Below are 23641 nucleotides of genomic sequence, written 5' to 3'. Positions count from 1 at the left end.
CGCCAGGGCCTAAGTCTTCGCGCGGGACGCGCGTCGAGCGGCAAGGGCGAGTGCGGGGCCGCCGATCAGTAGTGTCGCCCAAAGGATGTGTGCGGCGATCGCGATTCCGCGGTGGTTCTGCGGCGAAGCGGTGGTTTCGGGGCCCGGGACTCGGTAGAGGGCGAGCTGGTCGTCGGTATAGATCGGATCCAATTGGGCGAGTGTGGTTTTGGATTCGCCGAGGGGGCCGGGGGTGGTGCGTTCGACCAAGACCCATTCGACGCCGAGTCTCGCTAGATCCTGGGCCGAACCGCCGTGCAGAAGCAGGGTTTCCACATCACGGGCACGAGTGCCTTCACCGGATACCGTGCGGCCGCGCACGGGGAGCTCGCCGGTTTGCAGCACGTCGTTGGGCAGCATGCGGGGTGCGGGATCGAGGACGGGAGCGGTGCCGGAGTAGGGGAATTTGCGGAACATGCCGCCGGGGAGGACTGCGATGTCGCCGGGGGTTGTGATGAGTCGAGCGACGTTGTGCCAGGCGGGGGGATAGTGCACGGGGCGAAGGGCGTTGCCGATGCCCCAGGAGAGGTCGAACAGGGGCAGGATGAGAAACGCGATGAATGCCGTCGCGGTCAATAGTGTTCCGCGTTGGATTTTGGTCGGTTCCGCTGCGGACGAGTGTGTTTCGCGCGTGTGCTCGGTAGGGCCTGCTGTTCCCGTGGTTTCGTCACTCCGGTCGGTGTGTTCTCTTTCGGTGGTCGGCTCGATGCCTGTAGCTCCAGAGGGTGCTGCGGCCAAGAGGTTTTCGCCGCTCGGATGGCGGGGGTCGGTTGGCTGGGACGCTTTGCCGTTCCGCTCGCCAGGGTCTGGTGCGGGTGCTGTTTCGTCGCCTCGCTCGGCAAGCCCCTCGGCGACACCCTCCGCTCGACTGAGGAGAGCGGTGAGCGCGGTGCAACCCGCCGCCGCGCACAGGGCGTAGGCGGGCACGGCCAGTGCGACGTATTTCTGCGTGTCCCGAAGCAGCCCCGCCCCAGGCACATTGACCACCAACCACTCCATCGCCTCCATCCCCGCGCCGGTCGCGGCGAGCGCGGGCAGCACGACGGCTGCGACGGCCAGCGCCAAGAGGGCGCGACGAATGCGCAGGCTCTCGTGTCCGCCGGTCTCGACGGTGGCGACAGCGCGGACGCCGGTGACGACGATCGCCAGCAGCAGTACGGTGCCGAGCAGTGCCAGCGGCGTCGTGCGCGAATCCGGCACGGCTTCGCCGTTCCATATGCCGCCGAGACCGGCCAGCGAGCCCAGCGTGCCGAGCCCGGGTTCGGCACGCGAGGCGAAGGCTGGAATGCCCGCGGGGTCGGAGGGCTCCGCGCCCGCGCCGGACAGCGCCGTCGCGGTCAACCAGGGAGCGGATGCCGCCGCCAACAGGACGAGCGTGCCGAGGAGATGACGACGGTGCACCGTCGCCAGCGCGGTCACGCCCGCGAGCAGCGCACCGGTCGGCGTCAGCCCGGCCGCCGCGAAACAGCCCGCCAGCCCGGCCCACGCGCCCACCGTCGCCGCGTCGGTTCGCTGCTGTGCCGCGAGCCGCAGCCGATAGGCCACCAGCGCCGTCCACGGCAGCGCCGCGTAACCGGCGAGCAGACTCCAGTGCCCCTGCAAGAGCCGCTCGGCCACGTACGGGTTCCACAGCGTCACCGTCACCGCGACCAGCTGCGCGGGCAGCGGCGCGCGCGACAACTCCCGCACCAGCACCGCCGCCCCATACCCGGCGGCCCACAGCGCGAGAACGAGGATGGCCTTCACGATCAATCCGCCGTCCACCAGCGGCGACACCGCCGCAAGCAGCGCATCCTGCGGAACGGCCCGCGGCGCGGAATCCCCGAGCCCTAGGGCCGACTCGGTGAGATACGACCGCGGGGTGCTCACCGCATCCCGCAACAGCAGGTACCCGGGCCCGAACAGCGGCCCCACCATCACCGCCACGAGCACCGCGCAGAACCCGCCCGCGACCATCCGCGTCCGCAGTCCCGCACCGCCGTCACTCACGACCCAGAACCCTACGACGCCCGCCCGCGCCCGTCCTGTCGGCACCGTGCCGGGCTGCTACGAAGCAATCGGCGGGTCGGCCGAGCCGCCGCAGCCGCGGTGTTCGACGGCGGGCGCGGTATCCGGCTCGGCGTCCGAGGGTGGCAGGCGGGCGCCGCACTCGGAAGGCGCGCGAGTGTCTGCGGCTCCGTGGCGCACGAAGGTGCGAGCGATCGGAGGGTCGAGATGCAGCACGACGCGAGCAGCTCGCCGAGCCCACCGGGCCCCGGTCCGGGGCATGGTCAGCGCGACTGAGGGGCTACGGGAGCGGGGCTCGGGCCGCTCGCACCAGGGCCGCGCGCAGATGTTTCGGATTGGGTGGGACGATTGCGGGATGTCTGTGGTTCGTCGTCCTCCTGTGGTGGCGGACCTGACGTTGGTCACGGCGGGGGCGATGACCGCCAACGTCGCCGGTTACCTGCTGCAACTGTTGGCGGGGCGGTGGCTCGGCGTCACCGGGTACAGCGAGTTCGCGAGTCTGCTCGCGGTGCAGCTGCTGTGTGCCGTGCCCGCGCTGGCGTTGCAGAACGTGGTGGCGCGCGAGCGGGTGCGCGGGGCCGAGGTGTCGGCGCTGCGCGGATTGCAGTGGCGGTGTGCGCTGATCGTCGCGGTGGTGGCGGCGCTGTTGGTTCCCGTGGTGACGGTCGCGCTGGACGTAGGCCTGGTCGCGTGCGCCGGTGCGCTGGGCGCCGCGCCCGCGCTGGTCCTGCTCTCCGGCGAGCAGGGGATCTTGCAGGGCGGCAGGCGCTTCCGCGAGCTCGCGGTGGTCCTGGGTTCGGCGGGTGTGGCGCGGGTGGCGCCCGCGCTGGTCGTGCTCGCGCTCGGCGGCGGGGCCGGGGCGGCGTTGTGGGCGGCGGCGCTCGGACTGGTCGCGGCGGCGATCTTCGCGCGTGTGCTGGCCGGTGCGCCGACGGCGGCGGACGAACCCGGCGGACACATCGTCGGCGTGCTCCCGGTGCTGCGGGCCGCGCAGGTGCAGGCCGCGCTGATGGCGCTGTCGTCGGCCGACCTGATCGTGGTGCGGATGGTCCTCGACGAGGTCGACGCCAGTCGCTACGCACTCGGCGCCATCGCCACCAAGATCGCGTTCTGGCTGCCGCAGGCGGTGGGCGTCGTCCTCTATCCGCGAATGGCCCAGCCGACCCACTCCGCGCGCGCCATCCGCGACGCTCTCGCCGTGCTTTCCGCCATCGGCATCGTCGCGGTGCTGTGCGCCGCCCTCGCCGCCCCGATCGCCCCGCTGCTCGCGGGCCAGGACTACGCGCCGATCCAAGGCCTGCTCTGGCTGTTCGCCCTGCACGGCGCCATCCTCGCGGTGCTGCAGGGCGCCATGCTCTCCGCGATCGCCGTCGACCGCACCGCCATGGCAGCCGTCACTTGGCTCGGCCTCGCCATCGAGGTCACCCTCATGGTCTCCTTCGCCCGCTCGGTCCCATCCCTCATCATCACGGCCGTCTCCGTCGCCGCCGCCACCACGCTCGTGGTCGCAGTCGTCGTCCTACGCACCGCCACCCACACGCAGCCCGCCGAATCCCAGCCCGCGACAGACTGAGCCCGAGACGCCCGATCGAGCGCGCCCGGGTCGCTCCGATCCCACGGACTCGGCAATGCACGAACTTCGCGCTCGGCGACTCGCCCAGCGGAACCGGCCGGGATTCGGTGTTCGCGAACGAAAACGGCCCCCCGGCCGATCAGGCCGGGGAGCCGTTCGCGCAACCGCTGAAACTCAGAGGTTCTTCTTCACGTTGATCTGCTCGGTCGGAGCGTCGTCCACACCGCGCGGCGCACCACCGCTCGGGGGAGCGGCCGAACCCCTCGGCGGCAGGTTGCCACCGCGGACCGGGCGGGCCGGGGCGGGCGCGTTGCCGCCGCGAATACCCAGGATCACGCCGACGATCGCCAGGATCACGCCGAGCACACCGAGCACGATCGGCATGATGCGGCCGTACAGCGACAGGCGGTCGATGTTGTCCTGAGCCACCGACATCTGCGACTCGACGGTGTTCTCGTCGAAGATGATGTTCGACTTCAGCGCGGTGACGTCCGGCTTGTCGCCGCTGCGCGCGTAGAAAATGTGGAGCTGCTCGCCGCCCTTGATGACGGTGCCGGTCTGCGGCTCGACCCACAGGTCACGGGTGTTGGTGTAGAAGCGGGTCATGGTGACCGGCTCTTCACCTTCGAGGCCCCACTTGGCGGCGGGCAGCGACAGGCGGTTGGTCGGCGCCTGCACGACGTCCCACAGGTTGGTGACCGGGACGGTCTGCCGGAAGTGGTAGACCTTCATGCTGTTGATCTCGGTCTCTTCGACGAAGTCGATGTCGAAGGTCGCGCGCGCGTTGAGGTCGAAGTACGGGTACGACTTCTTTTCGGTGCCGATCGGGAAGCGGTACTGCAGACCGGTGTGCTGAACGGGATCGGCGATGCTCTCGCCTTCCTTGTTGACCGTGGTCGCGATGGAGCCGTTGGGCTCCTTGTCGACCGGCATACCGGTCTTGCGGTCGATGGTCACCCGGTCGACGACGGCGGTGAGCAGGCCGGTGTCGCCCTGCTTGTCGATGCGACGCAGAGTCTGACCTGCTTGGATCGTCATCTCCGTGGCGTCGGAAGGCTCTTCGACCGTGACGAACCGCTGCGAGATCAGCGGAACGTTGGAGTCCACCTTGGCCGCGCCTTCGGGCGCGGTCAGCGACCTGGAGTCGAGCACGAGGCTCTCCGAGCCCTGCTGACTGTTCGCGATGGTGGTGATCTCGAGATCGAGAGGAGTCTTGGCCAGTTTGTCGACGGTGTAAGTCGGGATCATCAGCGCCATCACGATAAGCAACGCGCCGAGACCCACGAGCAGGCAGGCCACCGTCCTTCTGGTACCGGCACTCAGTGCCATGCAAACACTCCTCGTCGTAGAACACAGGTCGGTGCGTAGTACTGCGGGCAGCCCGCGGCACTTCGTGAGCCCCGACACTAACAGTCCTTTGGCGTACCATGCGGTGCCGAGGCCGGAATCCGACCAGAAATCGCCCGAGTTTAGCGCGAAAAGTGAAACGAGTAGTTCTCACCTGGAAAAATTCCCCCGGCAGACTGGAGCTCGATGACCGCCACCCTCGCCGCCCGAACCGCGGCCGCGAATCCCGCGCGGACGCGCGGCTTCGTGCCCGCGTTGGAAGGAATGCGCGGGATGGCGGCGCTGGGCGTTCTGCTCACGCACGTCGCCTTCCAAACCGGCGCGACGGGAATGCCGGTGCTCGGCAGGATCTGGGAACGCTTCGACATGGCCGTCGCGGTGTTCTTCGCGCTCTCCGGCTTCCTGCTCTGGCGCCCGCACGCCACGGCGGCCCGCGATCTCGGCACTGCCCCATCGGTCGGCTACTACCTGCGGCATCGCGCCGCGCGCATCCTGCCCGCCTACTGGGCGGTGGTCTGCTTCGTGCTGATTCTGCTGCCGAGCGCCGCCGACACCGCGGGCTGGCGGGTATGGGCGTCCAATTTGGCGTTGACGCAGGTCTTCGTGCCGCTGACGCTGACGGATGGGCTCACCCAGATGTGGAGCCTTTCGGTCGAGGTGGCGTTCTATCTCGTGCTGCCGCTGTTGGCGTTCACGATCGTCCGGTTGCGTGGGAAATCGGCGCGTTGGCGAGCGCCCGCGGTGCTGGCATTGGGCCTGGTGAGTCTGAGCTGGAATTTCCTGCCGGTGCCGACTCCGGACGCGATTCACGCCGACAACTGGCTGCCCGCGTATCTGCCGTGGTTCGCGGCGGGCATGCTGCTCGCGGAATTAGTCGATGATGTGCATCCGCTATCAATCTGGCGGCGGATCGCGGGCAATCAGCTGCTGATGTGGTCCGTCGCGCTGATCGCGTTCCTGCTCTCGTCCACCGATTTCGGCGGACCGGCGGGACTCACCCGCGCCGAACCGTGGCAGTACGCCGCGAAGATGGCCCTCGGCGCGATCATCGGATTCGGCCTGCTCGCGCCGCTGGTGCTCGGCGATCGGAAGCACCGCTGGCTGGAATCCTCCGTCGCGGCGACCCTGGGCCGCTGGTCCTACGGCATCTTCCTCTGGCACCTCGCGGTGCTGACGATCGTCTTCCCGGTGTTCGGCATCCTGCCGTTCGGGGGGAACTTCGTCTACGTCCTCGTCCTGACCGTCGCCATCACCCTGCCCGTCGCCGCGGCCAGCTACGCGCTGGTGGAGGAGCCGTCGCGGCGGCTGGCTCGGCGGATGGATCGTCGGAAGACCGAGCGGGCGGATGCCGGGGAGGAGCGGCCGGTCGGTCCGCGGGGCGTGCCGGATCCGGCGCAGGTCGGAGCGCCCTGAAGCTGGGCGGTGTCTGGCTCGAGCTGCGGCATGGTCCCGCCGGGGGCTTGGTATCACCAGCCCGCGACTTCGAGCTGGCGGCGCATGTCGAGCAGGTGGTGGCGGAGTTCGTGGAGGGTGTGCACCGCCAACCAGCGCAGCGTGCGGATCGATCGTTCGGGATACGCATACAGAATTTCGCGATTCCAATCGGCGGGTCCGAGTCGATCGAGCACATTGCCGAAAAGCATTGCCGCGTCGGCGAGTTGCCTTGCCACGTCTTCAGGGGGTTGATCGTTGTATCCCTCGTGTTCCACGCGCTCGTCGCGCCCCATCGGCACCGTAGTCGGCAGAGACTCCCTCCGCGCCGCGAGTACCCGCTCGCGCTGAGCCAGCAGGACATCCCTTACATGGCACGCGTATTCGAGTGGCGACCACACTTCGGCGCTGACCCGGCGGCGCAGGCGTTCGGGATCGAGGGCGAGCAGCTCGCGGTACTCCGCGGCATAAGCCCGTGCGAGCCTGGAGGTCTCGTTCGAAAGCGCGAGGTCGTACACGAAACCGCATTCGGCACAGTCCATCACGGCTGTGGACGTTAGCAACCTCCCACCGCATGGCCGAGGAACATGCGGTGATGGAGGACCGCGGGACTCGTCGGGAGGTCGTCAGCCACCTTTCTCTCCCGCCGATTGCACCGTCTCGCCGGTGCGGGGTCTGCTCAGCTGGTTCGGCGGGGAGGCAGCGCGGCGAGGCCGACCGCGATCACCGCGACGAGAGCCGGGAGCTGGACCCACAGGGAGTGGCCCATGTAGCCGTCGGGCGCCCGCCATGGGCCGGTGGACAGTACGGCGGCCGAGACGGCGGTGCCGAGTCCCGCTGTCGCGGCGAGGAAGCGGCCGGTGTGGGGCGCGGCGAAGTAGGCTGCGGCCAAACCCGCTGCCACCAGCCCGGCGCCGACGGGGCCCGCGATGATCGTTGCCGCTCCGATGAGGCCGAGTGCACCAACGACACGGCTACGCCAGGGGCGAGGCGGGGTAGCCGTATCTGCGCGACGCCCACGCGGCACCGCGAGCAACATCAACGGCACCAGCAACAGCAACCCGCCGAAAATCCCCAGCCGGTACCACCGGTCCACCGGGAACGAGATGGTGATCGGCCCCGCGGCGTCCGCGGGCAACAACCACCCCTGCTGCCACCCGTCCACCACGATCGGCTCGAGCGAACGACCGTCGGCGGTGTGCGCCTCCCAGCCGGCGTTCGTGCTCAACGGCAACACCAGCAGCCGAAGATCCGCGGCCGGGGCGACGGGCTGGAAGTCGGTGCGTTTCAGGCGCAGTCGGTCGACGGAGAACAATTCCGTAGGCGCGACGACAACTTCCGCGCGACCTTCCGGCACCGGAAGGACTTCGTCGGAGCACGCCCGTGCGGCAACCGGTGCGCCGGAACGCAACTCGCCGACCGTCGCCGTGACGGATGTGCGCATCGTGCGTCCGCCCATGGCGATCGTCGGCCCATCCTCGCAGGGCACGGTCACCTCGCGATCCAGCCCGGCGGGCGCGGGATAGTCCGGCCCGAGCACCGTTACTTCGGCAATGCCGGGTGGCTGGGTGAGCGCGAAGCCGAGGGCGGTCTTGTCCAGCACCGGCTTCCAGCTCTGCACGCTGAGTTCGATCCGGTCGGTGACCGTGGGATGCAACGAGATTCGCGCCGGTTCGCCGGAGTCGTCGAGCTCGCGGACCTGCGGGCCGTTGCCGAGGTTCACCGACACCGAGGTGGGCGCGGCGGGCAGCCCGCCGAGCGACCGGGTGATGTCGAGGCCGGTGACCAGCGCGGGTTCGGGCAGTTCGATGGTGAGAGTCGGCTTGGGGCCGGTGATGTCGCGCACCGAGTCTTCCGGCGCGGTCCAGCTGGTGCGTGGATCGCCGTCGGTCGCGGCGAACGCGGAGCCGCGCAGGTCGCCCACGTCGGCCTTGCCGCGCGCCACCGGCCTGCTGCGGTCGGTGAGCAGCGCCTCCAACGCGGGCCCCTGGCGGGTGCGGACGGTGAGTTCGGGGACGACCGTCATCGGCGCGGGCGAGTCGAGGGTGCGTTCGAAGAGACCGGGCTCCTCCGGCGCCAGCGCCAGTCCCTTGCTGCACCGAACCCGGTCCGGCGCGTCGAAACAAGCGCCGCGACCGGGGAATTCCTGGCCGAGGTCCCAAGCCGTCACCTGCGCGTCCGCAGGGGTGGGCGGCAGCACGGTGCTGTGCCGGATGTCCACGCGGACCGGGGCGTCGCGGATGCTGTAGTCGTCGAGGGTCAACTCGCTGATACCGAATTGGCCACCGCCGGAACCGCCTTCGGTGCGGATGGCGGTGATGGTCAGCCAGTCGGAGCGCCCGGCGGGCAACGAAATGGACACCTGCGCACCGGGTTCGGTGATCCGCGCCGAGACGCTGCCGTCGGCGGTGCGCACCTCGACCCACTTCACCGGGTCGCCGATCGCCGCCGAACTGGTGGTCAACCGCAGCAGCCCGGAGCTGATCGGTTTGTCCAGATCGAGCCGAAGCCATTGGCCCACAGCGCGTTCCGTGCCATTGCTGATCCACGCCGTGGAGGGATCGCCGTCGACGACCGCCGCGGTCGAACTCCCGGGCGCCGCGCCGCCGAGCTGGGTGGCGTCGGCGGCCGAACTGGACGCGGTCACGGTCGCGCCGGACCATTCCCCGCGTACCAGCTCCGCGCCGGGCACCGAATAGTCCGGCACCAGGTTGTGGGTACGCCGGGCGTCGTCGGGCGCGCGCAGCGCCGAGTTGTGGTTGTCGACCTTCCCGAAGTCGGCCTCCCGGTCCATCGGCGTATCGGTGACCGTCACCGGTCCGATCGGCAGACCTGCGCGGGCGGCGTCGGAGGTGAGCAGCGTCGGGCCCGGCGCGGCGCCGTCGCGGTCGAGTCGCTCGAGCACTTCCGGCCCGCCCTGCACCATCGGGACGTCGCCGAGCGGAACCGTGTACGCGCCGGGGAACGACTCGGGAGCCCCGGTGCCCGAACGGATCTCGACGTCACTGCCCGCGGGCGGACGCGGCTCGACCCGGTAGATCTCGATCGCCCGATACGCCGGTCGCAGATCGTTGTCGGCGACCAAACCGTCGGCGATGACGTTCGTCTCGATCGGCGACCCGAACTCGGCCACCTTCGTCAGCCCGGGCGACCCCTCGATCGCCCGGTGCGCGAGCAGCGGCCTGGTCGAGCGCGAAGTCTCGGGATCGAGATCGTTGCGCAGCACCAGAATTCCGATGCCTTGATCGGCGAGCGTCGTCGCCAACCCGGCCGACGGGCGGCCGTCCGCGATCAGCCGCTGCACCGAGTCCATCGCGCGGATGGTGCCCGGCGGGTTCAGCGGCACGGCGTCGCGCACCGCCCACGGCGTGCTGGCCAGCGCTTGCAGCGGCTCGTCGCGAGTCAACCCCCAGACCTGGCTGCCGAAGGGCGCGCCCGGCACGATCAGCGCGCGGGTGTCGGCGGCGTTCTCGGCCAGCCAGTCCGCGGTCTGCTGCCAGTAGACGGGCACCTCGTCGTAGGCGCCGCGCGGGGCCAGCTTGCCGGTCCAGGCCAGCGAGGTGGAGAGCGCGAGCGCGGTGAGGATCAGTCCGGCGACGGCGACCATCCGATCGCGTTCCGGATGGGCGAACGCGCCGCGCCACACCGGAAGCGGCGCCGAGGCGGGCAGCGGCACCCGCGCGAGCAGATGCGCGAGACCGAGCACCAGCGGAATGCGAATCAACGGCTCGAGTTTGTGCACGTTGCGCAGTGGCGCGCCGGTCGAATCCAGGAAGATCCGCACCGAGTCCGCGAACGGACCGCTGAGCTCGCCCACGTATCCCGCGCAGATCCCGACCAGCCCGACGAGCAGGATCAACACCAGCCGCCCGCGATACGGCATCGACCGCATGGCCAGCCCCGCCATGCCCGCGGCGGCGAGCAGACCGGTGGCCAGCACCGCGGCGGGTTGGGTCACCAGGACCGCGCCCGCGATGCGTTCCGGCGAGACGAACGGGGTCCAGCTGTCGGTGCCGCGCAGCACCTCCGCCAGCGACGCCCACTGCGTGGTCACGCCGGAGGATTCGATGTAGTCCAGGAACGGCGGACTCACGCGGCCGAGCAGCAGCAGCGGCACCGCCCACCAGAACGTGGCGAGCACGAGCAGCGGAATCCAGGCCACCGTGAAACGCCACCAGCGCTTGTTCGGCTTGTACGAAGCCCACCAGAGCAGCGCGGGCAGGAACGCGGCGACCGTGGCCACGGCGTTCACCGCGCCCATCAACGCGAGCGCCAGCGCACTGCCCGCGGGGGAGGCGGCGCCGCCCCGCTTGTGTCGCCGATACGCGGTGCCGAGCGCGGCGGGGGCCAGCAGCACCCACGGCGCGAGCACCATCGGCAGGGTCTCCGAGGAGATCGAGCCGAGCGTGGTGAGCACGCGCGGGGACAGCGTGTACGCGACCGCCGCGACGATCCGGGACCCGCGGCTGCCGAGACCGAGCGCCTCGCAGAGCCGGACGATGCCCCAGAACCCGGCGAGCAGCAGCAGCGCCCACCAGATCCGCTGCGTCACCCAGGCGGGCAAGCCGAGCAGATCTCCGGCCGAGAAGAACGCGCCGTGCGGGAAGAAGTACCCGTAGGCCTGGTTCTGCACCTGGCCCATCGGGGCCTGGCTGCTCCACAGGTGCGCGGCGCGGTCGAGGAAACCCAGCGGATTCTGCGCCAGGTCGTACTTCGTGTCGGCGACCGTGAGTCCGGGCGCCTGCAAGAAGGTGAGCAGGAATGCCACGACCACCGTCGCGGCGAACCATCGTCTACCGAGCGGCGCGGCCTCGGACGGATCCGAGGCCACACCGGAGGAGCCGAGCGAGTCGGCGGGTGAAGCGGAGGTCAGCGGCTCAGCGGCTGCCGTACTCAACGTTGTTCAGCAACGAGGAGTCCGCGTCGCCGCTGCGGTCGATGTCGGGGCGCGTGTTCTGCTGCACCGCCGCGGTGATGACGAACACCGCGATCGCGCCGAGCACGGCACCGGCGACCGCACTCGCAACACCAGGAACAGCAAACTTCATCGCGGCTCTCCAATACATCGGAACAGGCAAGTTCCGGGTCAACCTACCGCATGATCCGGGATCAGGGTGAGCAAGGTGACAATCCGGCGTCTCACAATATCGAAGTAACCCGGATTACTCCGGCACCGCGCACCCGAGGCCGCCCAGGAAGGTGCGCAGTTTGGCGGTGGTTTCGTCCAGCTCGGACCGCGGTTCGGAGGCCGCGACGATGCCGCCGCCCGCGTAGGCGCGCAGCGCTCGGCCGTCCGCCGACAGTTCCGCGCAGCGGATCGCCACCACCCATTCGCCGTCTCCGTGCGCGTCGCACCAGCCGACCGCGCCGCCGTAGAAGCCGCGATCCTCCTCGACGCGGTTGATGGTGTCGAGGGCCAACACGGTGGGCGTGCCGCAGACCGCGGGCGTGGGATGCAGCAGCAGCGCCAGATCGAGCGCGGTGGTCGACGGATCGCGCAAGGTGCCGGTGATCGGCGTGGCCAGATGCCACACGTCGTGCGTGCTGACCAGCTGCGGTCCGTCCGGGATGGTCAGCTCGGCGCAGACGGGCGTCAGCACCTGGCGGATCCATTCGATGACGAACGCGTGCTCGTCGCGGTTCTTCGTGCTGGTCAGCAGGTTGGCGGCCTGCGCGGCGTCCGCGTCCGGATCGGCGCGGCGCGGCAGGGTGCCCGCCAGCGGACGCAGCGTCACGGTCGCGCCGTGCCGGGCGACGAGAACCTCCGGCGTCGCGCCGAGCAGTGTCGCGCCGGCGCGTCCGGCAGGGGAGAGATCGACCGCGTAGACGTTGGCGTTCGGGTGCCTGGTGAGCAGCTGCGCGGCGACGAGTTCCGGATCGAGCGCGTGGTCCGCCTCGGCGAGCACCGAACGGGCCGCGACCACCTTGCGCAGCGGCTGGTCCGGATCGTTCAGCTGCTCGACGAATTTCGTCACCCGCGCGATATGTTCAGCGGGACTTGGTATTTCGGTGACGACCCGCACCGCGGGCAGCTGGGGCAGCGCCGCGGGACGCCACGGGCCCGCGGTGTGCTCGGCCCGTTCCGGCGCGGCGAGCGCGGCAGGTCGGTTCGGATCGAACGGCAGTGCCCCGACGACGATCTCCGCCGCGCCGTCCCGCAACGCTTTGCGCGCCCGGTTCGCGTCGTCGAAGGCCGTCCGGATCCCGGTCGCGCGCATCACGCCACCGGGTTGGGCGAGCAGGAATCCGTTCATGACCCTTCGACCATAGCGGCGCGCGAGGGCCGCGGGCGCGGAGGAGCGACCGAGATCACGGGTCAGAATTCGCGCTGCGGTTCCTTGCCGGGCGGAACCATCAGCACCGGACGGTGGCAGTGTTTCAGCACCGCGTCGGCGACGCTGCTGTGCAACAGGGCGCGAATGCCCGTGGCGCCGCGGGTGCCCGCGACGATGATGTCCACGTCCAAGTCGTCGGCGCATTCGACGATGGCGTTCCAGATGGTCGTGGTGCATTCCGCGGTGCGCGCCTCGGCGTTCAGGCCCGCGAGCTTGGCCAGGCGCACGCCCTCGGTGTTGATGTTGCGCGCGTCGACGTAGGCGATGTCCTCGATCTCCTCGTCGGGCACCCACTCGGGTTGCATCACGCCCGACAATCCCGACAGCCGAGCGGCTTGGCGCACCATGGGTTCCCAGGCCGTGAGCACCACGGCTCTGTTCGCGGAGAGAAACCGGCCGGCGTATTCGATGGCGCGCTTGGCGTTCTCGGAGCCGTCGTAGGCGATGAGCATCAGATCGCAGGGCACGGTGACCTCCTGGTCGGAGTCTCCTGGCTATGGAACCGACATTACCCCCGCGCCACAGCCCCCGGCGGCTGCGGCGCGCAGGGATAATCGGCCTTGGGAGCACGGTTGAGCAGCGGAAACCGGGAGCGCGATGGACCGGACGATCGAAGCGGTGTTCTACGGCAGGCACGAGGCGGACCCGCGCGCGCTGCTGTATTTCGAGTGGCGCGAGCGTCTCGAATCCGGGTATCCGGTCGCGGGGTTCGAGTCGGCGGTTCGGGCGTTGGCGGGGGCTGAGACGGTCGATGCCGACGGGTGTTGGGGATTGTTGGGGGAGATCGAGTCGGCGGGGCGGGATCCGGAGTGGGGATATGACGAGGGGGCGTCCGGAATCGCGCCGTCGGATGATCGCGTGCCCGATGATTCTGCCTCGGCTGCGGCTGGATCGGGGCGTTCCTTCGGACCCGACGAACTCCTCGACCGCGTCTACGGCGGCTGGCTGGGTCGGTGCGTTGGCTGCGCGCTGGGGAAACCGCTGGAGAACGGGTTCGTGTGGACGCGCGAACACATCCGTTCCTATCTGGAACGGGCGGGCGCGTATCCGCTGACCGACTACGTCCCCGCCTTGCTCCCACCCTCGCCCCGGTTCCCGCTCAACCCGACCTGGCCGGTTTCGGCGCGCGGCCGGATCGATGGCGCTCCGCGTGACGACGACATCGACTACACCGTGCTCGGACTCCATCTCCTCGAATCCCGCGGCCTGAACTTCACCGCCGACGACGTCGCGAAACTGTGGTTGGAACGCCTTCCCTTCCTCCAGACCTACACCGCCGAACGCGTCGCCTACCGCAACCTCGTCGACGGCCTGCGCCCGCCGCGGACAGCCGAAGTCCGCAACCCGTACCGCGAGTGGATCGGCGCCATGATTCGCGCCGACATCTTCGGGTACGTCAGCCCGGGCGATCCGGAGCGTGCCGCCGCTCTCGCTGCGCGCGAGGCGGCCGTATCCCACACGGGGAACGGGATTTTCGCGGCTATGTGGGCGGCCGCTCTGGTCGCCGCGGCCTGCACTGCGGAGGGGGCCGGAATTCCCTCTGGCAACGCGGCTGCTGCGGCCGTCGGCGGCTGTGTGCCTCGGCTCGCTGGCGAACGGCCGGGCGGCGGCGACGCGGCTGTCCAGTCACCAGTCGACGCTCCGTACTTCGCGGACGGCTCTGGCGACGTGCCGGAAGTGCGTGCGAGCGTGCTTGTGCCGGGCGCTTCCTCCGCCGTGATGTCGGCTCTCATCGCCGCCCAGAATGTTCTGCCACCTCGTTCCCGCTTGGCGATCGCTCTGGGGGAGGTCCGCGCCGACTACGAGCGCGGACTCTCCTGGGAACAGGCTGTGGACGACATCGACGCCAGGCATGGCGGATACAACTGGGTTCATGCTATACCCAACGCATGTCGGGTCGCGGCCGGGTTGCTTTGGGGGAAGGGCGATTTCACGCGAACGATCGCTTTGACGGTGCAGAGCGGGGCCGATACCGATTCCAATGGAGCTACTGCCGGGTCGGTGGCCGGAATTCTGGTGGGTGCGAAGGGAATTCCCGGGTACTGGATCGAGCCGCTGCACGACGTGTTGCACAGTGCGGTCATGGGTTACGACGGTGTGCGCATTTCGGACCTCGCCCGGCGTACGTGTGCCCTGGTGTGACGAGGGAGGCTTCTGCAGCCCCCTGGACACCGCAACCGTTGGCTGCCGAAGGCGCCCCGAAGTGCGCAATCGGTACCCCGCAAAAGACCCCCACTTGCTCCTCGCACTACCGTTGACCTATGCGGAAGACGCCTCTCGTTCTGCTCGCACTCTGCGCCGCGGTCGCCACCGCCTGCTCCAACGGTGAAGCCCCGGCTCCCGCCACGTCGCGCGCCGAAACCCCGGAAACGACGCTCGCCGCCCCGGCCGCCCCGCCCAGTCCGGTCCAGCGCGACTGCGGCGCCGAGTACCTCGCGAAATTCACCCCGAGGCAGAAGCTCGCGCAGCTGCTCACCGTCGGCGTGACCGGGGGCGCCGACGCCGCGAACGTGGTGCGCACCGAGCAGGTAGGTGGCATCTTCATCGGTGGCTGGACCGACCGGTCGCTGATCTCGGGGCCCGCGCTGGACGAGGTGAAGGCGGCCGCGATCACGCCGCTGATGGTGACCATCGATGAGGAGGGCGGCCGCGTCTCGCGGGTCCGCGACATCATCGGCGCGGTGCCGTCGGCCCGCGTCACCGCGCAGACGATGACACCCGAGCAGTTCTACGACGCGACCGTGACCCGGGGCCGGGACCTGAAGGAACTCGGCATCACGGTCAACTTCGCCCCCGACGTGGACGTGAGCAGCCAGCCCGACGACACCGTCATCGGCGACCGCTCCTTCTCCGACGACCCCGAGGTGGTCACCCGCTACGCCGACGCCTACATCCGCGCGATGCGTGAGGTTGGGGTCGGCACCGTCATGAAGCACTTCCCCGGACACGGCTCCGGATCGGGCGACTCGCACACCGGCGCGGTGCGCACACCGCCGCTGGATCAGCTCCAGACGGTCGACCTGGTGCCGTTCCGCAACTTGATCGGTTCGGGCGCGGCCGTGATGGTCGGCCACCTCGACGTCCCCGGCCTGACGGACCCGAACGTGCCCGCCAGCATCAGCCCGCAGGTCATGTCGCTGCTGCGCGAGGGCACCGGCTATGGCGCGGCCCCGTTCGACGGACCGATCTTCACCGACGACCTCGGCGGCATGGCGGCCATCACCGCCCGGATGACCATCGAAGACGCGGTCGAAGCCGCGCTGGTCGCGGGCGCCGACAACGCCCTGTGGATCACCACCGACGCCGTCCCGACCGTGCTCGACCAGCTCGAGCAGGCGATGGCGAGCGGTCGCCTGCCCGCCGCGCAGGTAGACCGTTCGGTGCTGCGGATGGCCGCGTACAAGGGGTCGCTACCACCCTGCTAGAACCGACGCCCACACGGCCGCCGACGGGCCCCCGGGCGCCAGCCTTCACCAGGCGACACAGCACCCCGGAGCGCACCTTCGTATGACGTACAGGCAAGCTCCGCCCCGCGCCCCGTAGTATCGCTGAGTTTCCGCCGACGGTCCCGCCATCGGCGATGTCGACCGGCCCGGCCCACGGCCCCGCCGGACGGCATTCGCCCCGGCGGCTCGCCGTGCAGGCGGGGGGAGGCGCTGACCCGTTCCACCGCACAGCTGACCGCGGCGACTGGTGAGCAAATTCGTCCGGCGGAACTTACCTTGGAGTAATATAAGAGATTCACCATGCGGTAGGAGAGTGGATGGCGGGCGGAACGAAGCGACTTCCTCGGGCGGTTCGTGAGCAGCAGATGCTCGACGCCGCTGTCGAGGTGTTCGCGCGCAAAGGTTTCCACGATACGTCGATGGACGCGATCGCCGCCGAGGCGAAGATCTCCAAACCGATGTTGTACCTCTATTACGGCTCCAAGGACGAACTGTTCCGCGCGTGCATCCAGCGCGAGGGCATGCGCTTCATCGAGGCCGTCGCACCCGCGGGCAACCCGCTGCTCACCCCACACGAGCAGGTCCGTACCGCGCTGGAGGGCTTCCTCGGGTTCGTCGACCGCAACCGCAAGTCCTGGCAGGTGCTCTACCGCCAGGCGATCGGACAGCAAGCCTTCGCCTCCGAGATCGACAACGCGCGCGAGCGGGTCATCGAGCTCACCGCCAAGCTGCTCGAGTCCAGCGCCAAGCACGCCGAACCCGGCACCAATTTCGACGTCGTCGCGGTCGCGGTGATCGGCGCGGGCGAGGCCATCGCCGACCGGGTCGCCAGCGGGCGCATCGAGGTCGCCGAGGCAGTGGACCTGCTCGACGATCTGGCCTGGCGCGGTCTGGCCGGTCGCAAGAAGCCGGAGTAGCCGCATACCGTTTGCCAGCCGCGCACCGCTCTGCCACTCTCTCTCGAGGTAACAGAGGGAGGGCCGTCGCGGCCCGGGGACAAACGGGGAACAGTGTTCGGGATGCTCAGGCCGTGTTCGCACGGCGCCGAAAAGTATGGAATCGATGCGGCCGAGTGGCGGGCGCACATGTGCGGGCTGTGTCTCGGCCTGCGCGACGGGCACGGCCAGCTCGCGCGCACCGCGACCAACACCGACGCGATCTTGCTCAGCGTATTGACCGAAGCGCAGCTGCCCGCTTCGTCGACGCGCACCACCGCCGGGCGCTGCCCGCTGCGCGGCATGCGGCGTGCCGAGGTCGCCGCCGCCGATTCGCCGGGCGTCCTGCTCGCGTCGACCGCGTCGCTGCTGCTCGGCTCGGCCAAACTGCGGGATCACGTCGCGGACGGTGACGCTTCTCGGCTTGCCGGACGGCCCATGGTGAGGATGTCGGCGCGTTGGGCGGACAGCGCTCGCAGGCAGGCGGCACTGATCGATTTCGACGTGGAACCGCTTGTGGCAGCGATTGATTCACAGCAGCTCGTGGAAAGCCGCGCTGCCGCCCTTCGCCCGGCGGCGGTCGGTGCGGGGCCGAATGGAATTGGGGTCTCCGACGAGCCGCGCGTCACGCTCGATGAACTCACCGCCCCGACCGCCCTGTGCGCCGCCGAATTCTTCGCCCACGCAGCGATTCTGGCGAATCGTCCGGACAACGCAGACCACCTCCGCACCGTGGGAGAGCATTTCGGCCGCATCGCCCATCTCTCCGACGCCATCGCGGATTACGACGACGACATCGCGCACGGTCGCTTCAACCCGCTCGCCGCGACCGGCACCACTCTCGCCGAGTCGTACGAGCTGGTGCGCGAGTCCGACGCCGAGCTACGTGGGGCGCTCGCCGCCGCCCGCCTGGCCGACGTCCCCACGGTCCGCTGGATGCTGCTCGATCCGCTGCACGCCCTGGTGCGTCGGCTCGGCAAGAGTGTCGGTGCGGTAACCGCTCACGCCTGCAACGCAACTCGCGATGGTCATCCCCGCGCCCACCGCACCGACCACCGCCCCCCGACCCGCCGGCCCGACCTCGGCCAAGCCCTCACCATCGTCTTCGGCGTCTACTGCACCGGTTACGCCTGCTGCGCCGACCACACGAGTCCGTGCACCGGCGAACGCAAGGACGCGTGGTGGAAGAGCTGTGACTGCGGTTCCTGTTGCGACTGCGGTGACTGCTGCTCCGGCTGCGGTGACTGCTGCAGTTGTGGAGGCTGCTGCGACTGCTGACGAACGCGACGAGGGCGCCCCCGAACCAGCGAGATTCGGGGGCGCCCTCGTCGCGAGCTCAGCGCAGCGTCGCCGTCAGATGCGGGAAACCCTTCTTCGGGTGCAGCAGCGCCAGATCCCAGCCGCCCTCGACCTGATCCGCGTACACGTTCACCGTCGCGGGCAACAGGATCGGCTTGCCGAACTTCACCGTGTAGGTCGCCTTCTCGGGAATGCGGCCCTCGATGTTGCCGAGGACGTTGGCCGCCGACCACATCCCGTGCGCGATCGCCTTCGGGAAGCCGAAAGCCTTGGCGCCCAGAGCCGAAGTGTGGATCGGGTTGTGGTCACCGGACGCGTTGGCGTACCGGGTGATCATCTTTTGATCCACCCGCAGCGCGCGCAGCGGCGGCGGCGGTACCTCTTCCGGCTTCGGCTCACCCTTGGGCTGACCCGACAGCGAGGTGCGCTGCTGGTGCAGGAAGGTGGTGACCTGCCGCCACACCTGCTCGCGACCCACGCTGACCTCGGTAATCGCATCCACCAGCAGACCCTTCGGGTGCTCCCGCAGGTTCTCGATGTGCGTGCGGAAGTCCAGCGGCTCGCTCACCGAGATCTCGCGCGTCCGCTCGATCAAGTTCTGCGCGTGCACCGCGCCCACCGCGACGAACGGGAAGTCGCGCGCCACCACCAGCTGCATGGCCAGCGGGAAGCTCAGGATGAACGGGTAGGTCAGCGGCAGCGCGTCGCCGAAGCGCAGGCCGGTGGCCCGGCAGTAGGCGGCCAGGTGATCCGGATCCACCTTCACGCCGTCGAGCCGGATGACCCGGTCCGGCAGCGTGGACTTGCGCGCCGAAAGCAGCGGAACCGGAACGGCCCCCAGCGCCGCCTTCACGAAAAGGCTGCTGTTCTTGGGCGTTTCGGTGAGCGAGATGGTCTCGGTCATCATGCTCCGATCAGGCTCTGGCCGCAGACCCGAACCACGTTGCCGTTCACCGCGTTCGAAGCGGGGCTCGCGAAGAACGCGATGGTCTCGGCCACGTCGACGGTCTGACCGCCCTGCAGCAGCGAGCTCATCAGGCGACCGGCTTCGCGGGTGCCGAGCGGGATGGCGGCGGTCATCGCGGTCTCGATGAAGCCGGGCGCCACCGCGTTGATGGTGATGCCCTTCTCCGCCAGCTTCGGAGCCTCGGCGTTCACCATGCCGATGACGCCCGCCTTGGAGGCGCCGTAGTTGGTCTGGCCGCGGTTGCCCGCGATGCCCGCGATGGAGGACACGTCGATCACGCGGCCGCCCTCCTTCAGCACGCCCTTGGCCACCAGGCCCTCGGTGATGCGGTGCGGGGCAGCCAGATTCACGTTGATGACCGAGTTCCAACGGCCCTCGTCCATGTTGGCGAGCAGCTTGTCGCGGGTGATGCCCGCGTTGTGCACGATGATGTCGATGCCGCCGAAGCGCTCGGTGGCGAACTCGGCGAGCTTGTCCGCGGCGTCGGGCGCGGTGACGTCCAGCGCGAGCGCGGTGCCGCCGACCTTGTTCGCGGTCTCCGAGAGCGCCTCGCCCGCCGCGGGGATGTCGGCGACGATCACCTTCGCGCCGTCACGGGCGAACACCTCGGCGATGGTCGCGCCGATGCCGCGCGCGGCGCCGGTGACCACGGCGACCTTGCCTTCGAGCGGGCGGTCCCAGCTGGCCGGGGCGGTGGCGTCGTCCTTGCCGACCCGGATCACCTGGCCGTCGACGAACGCCGACTTCGCCGAGAGCAGGAAGCGCAGCGTGGACTCCAGGCCGGTCGCGGCGGCCGAAGCCTCGGGGTGCAGGTACACCAGCTGGGCGGTGGCGCCGCGCAGCAGCTCCTTGGCGACCGAGCGGGTGAAGCCCTCGAGCGCGCGCTGGGCGATCTGCTCGTCGACGGTGCCCGCCAGTTCCGGCGTGGTGCCGATGACCACGACGCGGCCCGACGGGGTGATGCTGCGCATCGCGGGCTGGAAGAACTCGAACAGCTGGGACAGGTCCTCGATCGAGCCGATGCCGGTCGCGTCGAAGACGAGCGCGCCGTACTTGGCGCCCTGATCGGCCCCATCGGCGAACGTGTAGTCGGAAAGCAGTGCGCGCACGGGCTCGGCGACGCGACCCTTACCGCCGACGAGCACGGGACCCGCCAGCGGCGGCTCGCCCTTGGCGTAGCGGCGCAGGTTCGCCGGCTGCGGCAGACCGAGCTTGCTCGCCAGGAACTGGCCGGGGGCGGAGTGGACGAACGATCCGTAGAGGTTGGGTGCACCCTTGCTCTTGGCTGCCACTGTTCCTACCTTTTCTGTCTCGAATTTCGCGGATGTCTGGTTCGCCCCTGGTGTTCCGCACGTTTCCGCGTGGGCCTGGACTGCGTGGCAGGCACCGCGCGGTGGGCGTGTCAGCGCACATTTGCGGGGTACGGTGTCGACAACAAACTTACTCCAGAGTAAGTTTAAAGTAAACCAACGCACGGGGCACCGATCTGCGCGAAACACCGCTCCCGGGCGCCGGACCATCCCACGAGACCTTGGAGACTCGAGTGACAAACAAAGCCCGTTCAACCAAGAGCACGGCCAAGACCGCGAAGACCACGCGTCCGGTCGCGATCGTGGGCGGCAACCGGATTCCGTTCGCTCGCTCCGACAAGGCCTACGCCCACGCGTCCAACCAGGACATGTTCACCGCCGCGCTGGACGGTCTGGTGAGCCGGTTCAACCTGCAGGGCGAGCGGCTCGGCATGGTCGTCGGCGGCGCGGTCCTCAAGCGGGTCGGCGAGCACGGCATGATCCGCGAAAGCGTTCTGGGTAGCAAGCTTTCGCCCTACACCCCGGCGCACGACCTGCAGCTCGCATGTGGCACCGGCCTGCAGGCGATCGTCACCGTCGGTGACGCGATCGCGGCGGGTCGCATCGACGCGGGCGTCGGCGGCGGCACCGACACCACCTCCGACGCGCCGATCGGCGTCAGCGAAGGCATGCGCGAGTGGATGCTCGACGCCAACCGCGCCAAGACCAACAAGGACCGCCTCAAGCTGGTCGGCCAGCTGCGCCCGGGCATGCTCGGCATCGAGATCCCGCGCAACGCCGAGCCGCGCACCGGCCTGTCCATGGGCGAGCACGCCGCCATCACCGCCAAGGAATTCGGCATCGCGCGCGAGGCCCAGGACGAACTGGCCTACCTGTCGCACAAGAACATGGCCGCCGCCTACGACCGCGGCTTCTTCGACGACCTGGTCACCCCGTTCCTCGGCCTGACCCGCGACGACAACCTGCGTCCGAACTCCTCGATCGAGAAGCTCGCCACCCTGAAGCCGGTCTTCGGCAACAAGCTGGGCGACGCCACCATGACCGCGGGCAACTCCACCCCGCTCACCGACGGCGCGTCCGCGGTGCTGCTCTCCAGCGACGAGTGGGCCGCCGAGCGCAACCTGCCGGTGCTCGCCCACCTGGTCGACTCCGAGGTCGCCGCGGTCGACTACATCCACGGCCCCGACGGCCTGCTCATGGCGCCCACCTACGCGGTGCCGCGCATGCTGGCCCGCAACGGCCTGACCCTGCAGGACTTCGACTACTACGAAATCCACGAGGCCTTCGCCTCCGTGGTGCTCGCGACCCTGCAGGCGTGGGAGTCCGACCAGTACTGCAAGGAGCGCCTCGGCCTCGACGGCGCGCTCGGCTCGATCGACCGCAGCAAGCTCAACGTCAACGGCTCCTCGCTCGCCGCGGGCCACCCGTTCGCCGCGACCGGTGGCCGCATCGTCGCCTCCACCGCGAAGATGCTCGCCGAAAAGGGCTCCGGCCGCGCCCTCATCTCCATCTGCGCCGCGGGCGGCCAGGGCGTCGTCGCCATCCTCGAGCGCTGACGCAAACACCGAAGCGGCACCCGGGCCCTCCCAGGTGCCGCTTCGGAGACGCTCCCACACAGCGGTTGCACGCCTTGCATAGGCACCGCATGTGTGAGGCGTGCGAGCGGTTTGTGGCAGCGGTAACGAACTACTTCGGCGGCAGCTCGTAGTGCCCGCCGAAGGCTTGGCGCATGGCCGAAAGTAGTTTGTCGGCGTACAGCGACTCGCCGCGCGAGGAGAAGCGGGCGAACAGGGCGGCCGAGAGCACTGGCGCGGGCACGCCGACGTCGATCGCGGCATCCACGGTCCACCGTCCTTCGCCGGAGTCCGAGACTCGACCGCTGAACTCGTCGAGGTTCGGGTCCGCGTGCAGCGCGCCCGCGGTCAGATCCAGCAACCACGAAGCGACCACCGACCCCCGCCGCCACACCTCTGTGACTTCCGGCACATCGATGTCGTACTGGTAGTACTCGGGGTGTTCCAGCGGCGTCTCCTCCGCCGAGAACTCGCCTTTGTGCGCGGCGCCGTAATCGGCTTTGTGCAGGATGTTGAGGCCCTCGGCGTAGGCGGCCATCGCGCCGTACTCGATGCCGTTGTGCACCATCTTCACGAAGTGGCCCGCCCCGGCCGGACCGCAGTGCAAGTAGCCCAGCTCGGCGGTGGTCGGGTCCCCGGTGCGGCCGGGGGTGCGTGGTGCGGCGTCGAGACCGGGTGCGATGGATTTCAGCAGCGGATCCAGGTACTTCACCTGCTCGGCCTCGCCGCCGATCATCAGGCAGAAGCCACGGGTCAGGCCGAAGACGCCGCCGGAGGTGCCGATGTCCAGGTAGTGGATGCCCTTGGGAGTGAGTTTCTCGGCCCTCTTGATGTCCTCGTGGTAGCGGCTGTTGCCGCCGTCGATGACGATGTCGCCGGGTTCGAGCAGCTCGGCGACCTGGTCGATCACCGCGCCCGTCGCGCCCGCCGGGATCATCACCCACACCACCCGGGGTTTCTCCAACATCTCCACGAATTCCGGCAGGTCGGTGCTGCCTCGGAAATTTTCGCCCAGATCGGCGCGCAGCTCCTCGATGTTGCGGAGTTTGCGTTCGTAGCCGACCGCGGTGTGCCCGTCTCCGACGACGCGACGGACGATGTTCGCGCCCATCCGCCCGAGGCCGATCATTCCCAGCTGCATACCGTCGTCTCCCTCGTGTCTGCGAGCTGTCTGGCGGGACGTTCTCGATTGTCCACGGGAAGTGTGTAACGCGGGGTGCGCTGCTCCGATAAACAGATCGGCTCCGCGCAGTTGCCAGACCCCCGACCCGGCAACTGCGCGGGGCTCTTCCGTGTTCGGGGCGGTTCATTGCACGAGGTTTGCTGCGCGTCCGAGCTGAACCAGGGCACTCGGCGCGGACAACTATCGTGGAGAGCG

At 69.5% G+C, this 23641-nt stretch carries 17 protein-coding genes; 7 read left to right on the top strand and 10 right to left on the bottom strand.

Features of this window, described 5'->3' with window-relative positions; genetic code table 11:
- Positions 1-9 precede the first annotated feature (9 nt).
- The gene (locus T333_RS01720; protein WP_496424113.1) at positions 10-1995 is read right to left on the bottom strand and encodes an MmpA family trehalose lipid delivery protein; all 1986 of its coding nucleotides are present in this window, start codon (positions 1993-1995) and stop codon (positions 10-12) included.
- Between the two features lie 466 nt (positions 1996-2461).
- Between T333_RS01720 and T333_RS01715 the strand changes: the two genes are divergently transcribed.
- A complete protein-coding gene (locus T333_RS01715) occupies positions 2462-3619 on the top strand; it encodes a polysaccharide biosynthesis protein (RefSeq protein ID WP_354998497.1) in 1158 nt (385 codons plus the stop codon).
- Positions 3620-3793: 174 nt separating this feature from the next.
- On the opposite strand, the gene pgfA is transcribed toward T333_RS01715, so the two are convergent.
- Complete coding sequence (gene pgfA, locus T333_RS01710; protein WP_496423496.1) at positions 3794-4948, bottom strand: cell envelope lipid trafficking protein PgfA; 1155 nt, start codon at positions 4946-4948, stop codon at positions 3794-3796.
- Between the two features lie 204 nt (positions 4949-5152).
- Here pgfA and T333_RS01705 point away from each other — a divergent pair, with 204 nt between their 5' ends.
- Complete coding sequence (locus T333_RS01705; RefSeq protein WP_354998499.1) at positions 5153-6379, top strand: acyltransferase family protein; 1227 nt, start codon at positions 5153-5155, stop codon at positions 6377-6379.
- A gap of 53 nt (positions 6380-6432) precedes the next feature.
- Here T333_RS01705 and T333_RS01700 read toward each other — a convergent pair whose 3' ends face one another.
- The 5 genes from T333_RS01700 to T333_RS01680 all read right to left on the bottom strand — a co-directional run bounded on the left by T333_RS01700 (position 6433) and on the right by T333_RS01680 (position 13199).
- On the bottom strand, positions 6433-6939 hold the full coding sequence (locus T333_RS01700; protein WP_496424112.1) for a DinB family protein: 507 nt from the start codon (positions 6937-6939) through the stop codon (positions 6433-6435).
- A 137-nt stretch (positions 6940-7076) separates the two neighbouring features.
- A complete protein-coding gene (locus T333_RS01695; RefSeq protein ID WP_496424111.1) occupies positions 7077-11228 on the bottom strand; it encodes an alpha-(1->3)-arabinofuranosyltransferase in 4152 nt (1383 codons plus the stop codon).
- A gap of 46 nt (positions 11229-11274) precedes the next feature.
- The gene (locus T333_RS01690) at positions 11275-11445 is read right to left on the bottom strand and encodes a DUF2613 domain-containing protein (protein WP_084483063.1); all 171 of its coding nucleotides are present in this window, start codon (positions 11443-11445) and stop codon (positions 11275-11277) included.
- Positions 11446-11559: 114 nt separating this feature from the next.
- The gene (locus tag T333_RS01685) at positions 11560-12651 is read right to left on the bottom strand and encodes an isochorismate synthase (RefSeq protein WP_357252924.1); all 1092 of its coding nucleotides are present in this window, start codon (positions 12649-12651) and stop codon (positions 11560-11562) included.
- 62 nt (positions 12652-12713) lie between these two features.
- Positions 12714-13199, bottom strand: a complete 486-nt coding sequence (locus T333_RS01680) for a universal stress protein (RefSeq protein WP_097246494.1) — start codon at positions 13197-13199, stop codon at positions 12714-12716.
- Positions 13200-13329: 130 nt separating this feature from the next.
- On the opposite strand from T333_RS01680, the gene T333_RS01675 reads away from it, so the two are divergent.
- The 4 genes from T333_RS01675 to T333_RS01660 all read left to right on the top strand — a co-directional run bounded on the left by T333_RS01675 (position 13330) and on the right by T333_RS01660 (position 18391).
- Entirely contained in the window at positions 13330-14874 is a 1545-nt protein-coding gene (locus tag T333_RS01675) for an ADP-ribosylglycohydrolase family protein (RefSeq protein WP_496423495.1), read from the top strand.
- Positions 14875-14993: 119 nt separating this feature from the next.
- Positions 14994-16157, top strand: a complete 1164-nt coding sequence (locus T333_RS01670; protein WP_354998502.1) for a glycoside hydrolase family 3 N-terminal domain-containing protein — start codon at positions 14994-14996, stop codon at positions 16155-16157.
- Between the two features lie 338 nt (positions 16158-16495).
- Entirely contained in the window at positions 16496-17095 is a 600-nt protein-coding gene (locus T333_RS01665) for a TetR/AcrR family transcriptional regulator (protein WP_354998503.1), read from the top strand.
- 102 nt (positions 17096-17197) lie between these two features.
- Entirely contained in the window at positions 17198-18391 is a 1194-nt protein-coding gene (locus tag T333_RS01660) for a DUF5685 family protein (protein WP_496423494.1), read from the top strand.
- A gap of 58 nt (positions 18392-18449) precedes the next feature.
- On the opposite strand, the gene T333_RS01655 is transcribed toward T333_RS01660, so the two are convergent.
- Entirely contained in the window at positions 18450-19316 is an 867-nt protein-coding gene (locus tag T333_RS01655) for a MaoC family dehydratase (RefSeq protein WP_496423493.1), read from the bottom strand.
- A complete protein-coding gene (locus T333_RS01650) occupies positions 19316-20671 on the bottom strand; it encodes a 3-oxoacyl-ACP reductase (protein WP_354998506.1) in 1356 nt (451 codons plus the stop codon). Before T333_RS01650 ends, T333_RS01655 begins: the two co-directional genes overlap by 1 nt.
- Positions 20672-20922: 251 nt before the next feature.
- Here T333_RS01650 and T333_RS01645 point away from each other — a divergent pair, with 251 nt between their 5' ends.
- Complete coding sequence (locus T333_RS01645; RefSeq protein ID WP_354998507.1) at positions 20923-22245, top strand: acetyl-CoA C-acetyltransferase; 1323 nt, start codon at positions 20923-20925, stop codon at positions 22243-22245.
- A 130-nt stretch (positions 22246-22375) separates the two neighbouring features.
- Here T333_RS01645 and gnd read toward each other — a convergent pair whose 3' ends face one another.
- Positions 22376-23404, bottom strand: a complete 1029-nt coding sequence (gnd, locus tag T333_RS01640; protein ID WP_496423492.1) for a phosphogluconate dehydrogenase (NAD(+)-dependent, decarboxylating) — start codon at positions 23402-23404, stop codon at positions 22376-22378.
- Positions 23405-23641 lie beyond the last annotated feature (237 nt).

It is taken from the genome of Nocardia sp. CNS-044 (assembly GCF_059570515.1).
This window is presented reverse-complemented; position numbering and strand designations above follow the sequence as displayed.

Excerpts from the sequence above, each read along its gene's own strand:
- T333_RS01720 (WP_496424113.1), bottom strand. The coding sequence starts at position 1,995 with ATGGTCGCGGGCGGGTTCTGCGCGGTGCTCGTGGCGGTGATGGTGGGG.
- T333_RS01715 (WP_354998497.1), top strand. The coding sequence starts at position 2,462 with ATGACCGCCAACGTCGCCGGTTACCTGCTGCAACTGTTGGCGGGGCGG.
- pgfA (WP_496423496.1), bottom strand. The coding sequence starts at position 4,948 with ATGGCACTGAGTGCCGGTACCAGAAGGACGGTGGCCTGCCTGCTCGTG.
- T333_RS01705 (WP_354998499.1), top strand. The coding sequence starts at position 5,153 with ATGACCGCCACCCTCGCCGCCCGAACCGCGGCCGCGAATCCCGCGCGG.
- T333_RS01700 (WP_496424112.1), bottom strand. The coding sequence starts at position 6,939 with ATGGACTGTGCCGAATGCGGTTTCGTGTACGACCTCGCGCTTTCGAAC.
- T333_RS01690 (WP_084483063.1), bottom strand. The coding sequence starts at position 11,445 with ATGAAGTTTGCTGTTCCTGGTGTTGCGAGTGCGGTCGCCGGTGCCGTG.
- T333_RS01685 (WP_357252924.1), bottom strand. The coding sequence starts at position 12,651 with ATGAACGGATTCCTGCTCGCCCAACCCGGTGGCGTGATGCGCGCGACC.
- T333_RS01675 (WP_496423495.1), top strand. The coding sequence starts at position 13,330 with ATGGACCGGACGATCGAAGCGGTGTTCTACGGCAGGCACGAGGCGGAC.
- T333_RS01670 (WP_354998502.1), top strand. The coding sequence starts at position 14,994 with ATGCGGAAGACGCCTCTCGTTCTGCTCGCACTCTGCGCCGCGGTCGCC.
- T333_RS01665 (WP_354998503.1), top strand. The coding sequence starts at position 16,496 with ATGGCGGGCGGAACGAAGCGACTTCCTCGGGCGGTTCGTGAGCAGCAG.
- T333_RS01660 (WP_496423494.1), top strand. The coding sequence starts at position 17,198 with ATGCTCAGGCCGTGTTCGCACGGCGCCGAAAAGTATGGAATCGATGCG.
- T333_RS01655 (WP_496423493.1), bottom strand. The coding sequence starts at position 19,316 with ATGACCGAGACCATCTCGCTCACCGAAACGCCCAAGAACAGCAGCCTT.
- gnd (WP_496423492.1), bottom strand. The coding sequence starts at position 23,404 with ATGCAGCTGGGAATGATCGGCCTCGGGCGGATGGGCGCGAACATCGTC.